Origin of the sequence: Roseicella aerolata (genome assembly GCF_020523605.1) — a bacterium.
In the GTDB taxonomy this organism is placed as follows: domain Bacteria; phylum Pseudomonadota; class Alphaproteobacteria; order Acetobacterales; family Acetobacteraceae; genus Paracraurococcus; species Paracraurococcus aerolatus.
On sequence record NZ_JAJAQI010000110.1, the window covers coordinates 1 to 5099 of the forward strand.

Annotated in this window: 8 protein-coding genes; 1 reads left to right on the plus strand and 7 read right to left on the minus strand. The window is 66.0% G+C overall.

Annotated features, from left to right (window positions below):
• The first annotated feature begins 496 nt into the window (after positions 1 to 496).
• Complete coding sequence (locus LHA35_RS29145) at positions 497 to 682, plus strand: beta/gamma crystallin-related protein (protein WP_226614470.1); 186 nt, start codon at positions 497 to 499, stop codon at positions 680 to 682.
• Positions 683 to 773: 91 nt separating this feature from the next.
• Here LHA35_RS29145 and LHA35_RS28855 read toward each other — a convergent pair whose 3' ends face one another.
• The 7 genes from LHA35_RS28855 to LHA35_RS27775 all read right to left on the minus strand — a co-directional run.
• Positions 774 to 902, minus strand: coding sequence for a hypothetical protein (locus LHA35_RS28855; RefSeq protein WP_264185845.1), 129 nt, complete (start codon positions 900 to 902; stop codon positions 774 to 776).
• A gap of 48 nt (positions 903 to 950) precedes the next feature.
• Complete coding sequence (locus LHA35_RS27750; protein WP_226614471.1) at positions 951 to 1193, minus strand: hypothetical protein; 243 nt, start codon at positions 1191 to 1193, stop codon at positions 951 to 953.
• 70 nt (positions 1194 to 1263) lie between these two features.
• Complete coding sequence (locus tag LHA35_RS27755; RefSeq protein ID WP_226614475.1) at positions 1264 to 1884, minus strand: hypothetical protein; 621 nt, start codon at positions 1882 to 1884, stop codon at positions 1264 to 1266.
• A complete protein-coding gene (locus tag LHA35_RS27760; RefSeq protein ID WP_226614478.1) occupies positions 1877 to 2122 on the minus strand; it encodes a hypothetical protein in 246 nt (81 codons plus the stop codon). The genes LHA35_RS27755 and LHA35_RS27760 overlap by 8 nt, the downstream gene beginning before the upstream one ends.
• A 427-nt stretch (positions 2123 to 2549) precedes the next feature.
• Positions 2550 to 3047, minus strand: a complete 498-nt coding sequence (locus tag LHA35_RS27765) for a hypothetical protein (protein ID WP_226614482.1) — start codon at positions 3045 to 3047, stop codon at positions 2550 to 2552.
• A 242-nt stretch (positions 3048 to 3289) separates the two neighbouring features.
• Positions 3290 to 4120: a hypothetical protein gene (locus LHA35_RS27770; protein WP_226614484.1), complete on the minus strand. Its 831-nt coding sequence runs from the start codon at positions 4118 to 4120 to the stop codon at positions 3290 to 3292.
• 231 nt (positions 4121 to 4351) lie between these two features.
• The coding region (locus tag LHA35_RS27775; protein WP_226614488.1) for a hypothetical protein at positions 4352 to 5099 on the minus strand (748 nt) is incomplete at its 5' end.

Genomic DNA, 5099 nt, shown 5'->3' on the forward strand with positions numbered 1-5099 from the left:
AAGGGAGCGCCGCTGGCGCCGGAAACGTGTTTCTGGCAGCCGCCACGCGGCAGCGGGCGCATGGAAGGTCCGCCGGAGCCTACCGCACCCGCCGATCCTGCGCGCTTTTCAGCAGCCTGCTAGGAGGCACCCCGCCGGTCCGGCACCGCGGCGAAACTCTTTTCACAGGCGAGCGAGCCAAGCTTTTACGCAAGCCATCCGTGTTGGCGTCGTCATAGTAAGGAAGCAAAGCAAAATATGGAGGGCATATGTCTCGGTTGCTGCCTTGCCTTGGGGCCGCAGTGCTGCTCACAGCCTGCGGAGGCGAGCCTCCTGCGCCGCCGCCAAAGAAGCCCGGAGGAGTAGTAATCAACGGAGGCGAGCCTCCGCCGCCGCCAAAACCAGATATAGGAACCCAAAGAACAAATAATAACCAAGAACGTCCATGTTTTATTATTATATATGAAAACAATCACCTTGTAGGTAGGAACCATCCATTCTTAAGAAGTCAAAAAAATTGGATAACTCAAGAATAAAATCTTACGAGATAAGATCTGGAACGTGGGAATTTTATAGGAATGAAAACTATGATGGCATCATACGCACCTCAAGGCCCGGGAAATACGCTAATTTAAGCGCAAGTTTCAATCGAGGCGTTCGATCTCTTATTTGTCTTGAGGACCCAGAGCGGCCGCGGCGCTAGGCACAGACGGAAGGCCACGGCCTCGGGACCCCGGCGCGTCTCCCGTGCTCCCGGCCCCAGGCCGAGCGCGGGTCACTGCACACCACGAGACTCATCCGCCGGTTGCCCGGCCGTAGGCCCGCCCGGCCAGATGCGCGAGGGCGACCGCCACGGCCACTTGGGTTGCCGCCATCTCACCGCGTAGGCAGTCAACTTCGCCTGCGGTCATGTACTCGGTCATGTCTTACCACCTGGCGCCGTGGCATTCTGGCGCCGCAGCGTCATGGCACTACTGTTGCGCCTGCTCGCGTCGCTTCCATGTGCGGTATTCCTGCTCGCCCCATGGCCGCTGACCGGTGCCAGGACAGAAGCCCGCCTGTTGCTTTTCCTGAACATCAAGCGCGCTGTCCCGCTTCGGGTCGAAGTCCGCGACCTCCATGGTGAAACCATGCTTCACCAGCGCCAGTGTTCCATCCCGCTGCACTCGGCAGGCGAAGACGCCTTTGCAGACTGGACACCAGCGCCGCAGCATTGCCCGCCTCCTTCTCCCGTCGCCACCATAGGGTTGTGGCGCCATAACCCCACGGCGCCACGGCACCTTGCTATCGTGGTTCCGTGAGGTCGTCCGGATCAATGCGAGCCCGCGCCAAAACCTCGAGCGCGAGGCCGCGCGCTGGCGAGGCCAAGTCATAGGCGGCTTCGCCGTACCCGTCGCCCAGCAGATCGGCCAGCCTCGGGATATGCTTGAACGGGGGAAGGCGCCGGTCCTCCGGAACCGCGTTCAGGTAACGCCGGACCCGCTTCGCGGTCGCCGGTAAGGCGGGCCAGTCCATCGGCAGGGCGACCGCCTGGGGCAGCCGGTTCAGGTTGTCCACCGCCCGTTCCACGTCCTGCGCGGCCGGCTTGAAGGGGAGCACGGCCAGGTCCGCGACCTCGGCCACCACCTTGTCCAAGTCGGGCCGGGCCGCCGCGCCGTCCAGCAGGATCAGCAGCCGGTCCACCGCGAGCAGCTTCCGCATCTGGGCCAGCAGCCCTTCCCGCGTCCGCCCGTCCGCGACGACATAGCGGCGCCGGTCCGTGCGTGGGTGTTCCTCGGGGTCGGTTGTGAGGACGATGGCGGGGACTGGCCGGGCGAGGCTGCCGCAGCCGTGCGCGATCAGATGGGCCGCCGTGCTCTTGCCGCTGCCGCCCTTCGACCCGACCAGGGCGATGACCTTAGCCATGCTCGGGGAGCCCGGCCGCCAGAACCTCCAGCATCACAGTCTGGGCCGTGACGGTCCGGCCGCGCTCGGCGCTGCGGCGCCCGGCCTCGGCCGCGTAGCGGGCCAGCAGGGCTTCCGGCATGCGGAGATTGACCGGAACGCCCCTCTCCCGCTTCGCCCTGGTCGGCGCTGTCGCCGGCTCCGGTAGGCTCTGCAACCCCTCGGTCAGCCGCGCAATCTTGTCCAGCTTCGACACCATGGCACCACGCCCCCACAGTTCCACGGCACCGAATGCTTGTGGCGCCCCCGCGCCACCGTGCCGCGCCGCCATGGAGCAGAAGGGGGAGGGGTGGCGCCAGAGGTTTCGGGCGTGGGACGGCTGCGCGGTGCGACGCCGTGGCGTCTGTGCATCATGGCACTGGGCTGTCGTGGCGTCGTGGCATCAAGGTGGCGTGGCGCCATAGGGGTCGCTGCACGGTTTGCTCAAAACTACACGCTAGGCGGCGCTCCCGGTTGACCTGCCTCAATAGCCCCAGGACCCACCAGCCACTTCCGTCTCAAAACCCGGTTCGGCCTCATACGAGACGGTTTGGCTGCGTGATGGGACGCCTCACACGGGCAGGCTCTATCGGGACAAGAGGAACCGCACCTCCCACTCGATCGTGGGAGGTGCCATCCATCGAGACTTACTGGGCCGCTTCGGCGGCAGGCTGCTCGGGGTGCAGGTGCGATGAGGCGGTGAAGATCGACGGCTGACGCACCGCAAACACCTTCCCCGTCTCCGCGCCGAGCCGCAGCTTTGTGCGGCGGCCGAGCGCCGGGTTGATAACGTCCTTGAGCTTGACATTCCTGGCGTAGGCGTCGGCTCCGATCAGCCTCTCGTAGTCGGCACGCCAAGTCGTATCCTCCAACATGCGCCGCGCAGTCTCGGCGATAATGTCGGTACGCCAGCCTTCAACCTCGGTGATCTTCTGTGCCTTATAGACGAAGCGCAGGATTAGGCTCTCCCGAAGCCGATGCCATTCGGCCCTTGAGGGCGACAATAGGCCAGCATCAGCCACCGCTTCGGTGATGAGGAAGACGATTTGTTCCACGGGATCGCGTCCATTCTTCTCCGCCAGCTTGCGGAGCGCTTCCACGATCTCGGTCTCCAGTCGCAGCCCAATCACGGGTTCCTTTGCCATGCGAACTCCTTCGGGCATCGCCCTCTTTGGGGTTAACGCATACTAGGTAACACGCATAAGGAGCTTTGTCAATCCGGGTTAACTTGTATTAGATAACCCATAAGAGAAGCGCTTTGTCCCCTTGAGGCAAGCCCGTGGGGGGCAACGGAAGGCCGCCTTGGCGTGCGATTTCAAACAGATCGTGCGCCGCCCCATCATGGCGCCAGGGAACTATGGCGCCACGCAACCGTGGCGCCGGGGCGCTAACCCCGGATCGCCCGCAGGGGATCAGCGTCCCGAAGCACCAGCGCATCGCCGCGCCGGAACGCACCATTGCCAGCCAGAACCTCCATCCGGACCCCGCCGGGGATTGGGTGCAGCCGAACCACTGACCCGGCCAGGGGGCGGCCGTCACTGGCAACGGCTCCAGCCGCGGCGCGGTAGAGGGGGAGGCTGCGGGAGGCGCCCAGCAGCATCAGTCCAGCGAGGAAGGCACCCGCCACCGGCTCCCACAGCTTCGCCGGATGGGCCGCCTTGCTCGCCAGAAAGCCGCACAGGCCGGCGCCAGCCAGCGCGGCTACGGCTACCCCCAGCGGCACCAGAGGCAGCCAGGGGACTTCCAGCAGCGACACCACCACGTCCATTGGCCCCCAGCCATAGATGCCTGCGGCGACCATTGACGGCAGGACCGTCGCGCCTGGCACCAGCCCCCACAGGACCACCGCCCGCTCCCGGTCCAGGCGGGCGGCATCGGCCCGTTGCTGGGCATCGCGGGCCCGCCATTCCTCCATGGCCCGCCGGTGCTCCCGATTGGCGTCTTCCGGGCTCGCCTGCGAGGCAGCGGCCGGCGCAGCGATGGAGGCCCGAAGCTCGGCGCGGTGCTCAGAGGTTAGCATGCCCCGCACGCCTTCATCGTCCAGGGCCGCGAGCCGGTCGGCCACTGGCAGAGCCAGCAGCCGGTCCCGCTCCTTCGCGCTCTCCCCCACCCAGAGGGCGCGGGCCTGCTGGTGGGCAGCAGCCAGCGCGGCGTCATCGAAGGCCGGCGCATGTCGAGAAGGGGCAGAGCGCCCCGTGGTATCCTGCTCGGTTGTCATCGCCAGCCTATCAGGATCAATGTGACTCTATCGCAGCATCATAGCGGTCGATCCAAGTTTTGACCTGCTCCCTATTCCAAGTAACCAGCCCACCGGGCCCGTCGAACGGCCCGCCTTCGAGCGACACTTTCCAGCCTCCTTTTGCAGTTTGCTCATGCAGCCTCAATGCATGTCTGCGATTTCTGGATCGCCACACCTGGGCCGGCGCGAGCATGATGTTGGAGTTCATCATTAGCCGCCGCTCGCTTCCGCCCGGATCAGCCCGGAGGCCGAGAGGATACGCCGGACCTGCGGGCGCCATTCGGCCAGCCATTCCCCTACGTCCGCCACGGACCGCGCCGCCGCGCCCAGCCGGAAGCCGAGGGGCTGAAGGTCATGCGGACGCAGCGTCGCCAGTTCACTCAGCGGCTTGCCGAGCCCCACCATGGCCTGCCAGGCCGGCGCCGAGCACCGCGGCAGGATGACGCGCTCTACCTCCCGCGCCCGGCTGCCAGCGCCTTCGCAGAGGCCATCCAGTGCCGGGTGGTCGGCAGGAAGCGGCCCCTGGTGCTCATTGACCACCACGAACAGCCGCGCTGCCGGCATCGCATCGGCAGCCCGCGCCAGAGCCTCGCGGGCCAGGCGCAGGCTTTCGACCTCGGCCGTGGTGACGACCAACGCGGCCATACCGCTGCCATCGCCCAGCATCAGCGGGCCGGCGCCGCTGTCCCACCAGTTCCAGAACAGGGCACCGGCGTTCGCGCCCATGTCGAGCAGCCGCACGCCATCCATGAAGTCTTCTGCGATGGCGTCCCAGAACTCGCCCAGCAGGTCCGGATTGCGCCGAATGTCTCGCAGGCTTTCGTCCGACAGCGCGTGATTGTGGCGCGACGATCTGGATGCGAGCAGCGCGACAATCAGGATGAGAGTCTGTGGTCGCGGCGGCTGGATGATTGTCGCGGCGCGACAGGTAGGCAAGCGGTTTTCGGGTGATGCGCGA

Excerpts from the sequence above, each read along its gene's own strand:
- LHA35_RS28855 (WP_264185845.1), bottom strand. The coding sequence starts at position 902 with ATGACCGAGTACATGACCGCAGGCGAAGTTGACTGCCTACGCGGTGAG.
- LHA35_RS27750 (WP_226614471.1), bottom strand. The coding sequence starts at position 1,193 with ATGCTGCGGCGCTGGTGTCCAGTCTGCAAAGGCGTCTTCGCCTGCCGA.
- LHA35_RS27755 (WP_226614475.1), bottom strand. The coding sequence starts at position 1,884 with ATGGCTAAGGTCATCGCCCTGGTCGGGTCGAAGGGCGGCAGCGGCAAG.
- LHA35_RS27760 (WP_226614478.1), bottom strand. The coding sequence starts at position 2,122 with ATGGTGTCGAAGCTGGACAAGATTGCGCGGCTGACCGAGGGGTTGCAG.
- LHA35_RS27765 (WP_226614482.1), bottom strand. The coding sequence starts at position 3,047 with ATGGCAAAGGAACCCGTGATTGGGCTGCGACTGGAGACCGAGATCGTG.
- LHA35_RS27770 (WP_226614484.1), bottom strand. The coding sequence starts at position 4,120 with ATGACAACCGAGCAGGATACCACGGGGCGCTCTGCCCCTTCTCGACAT.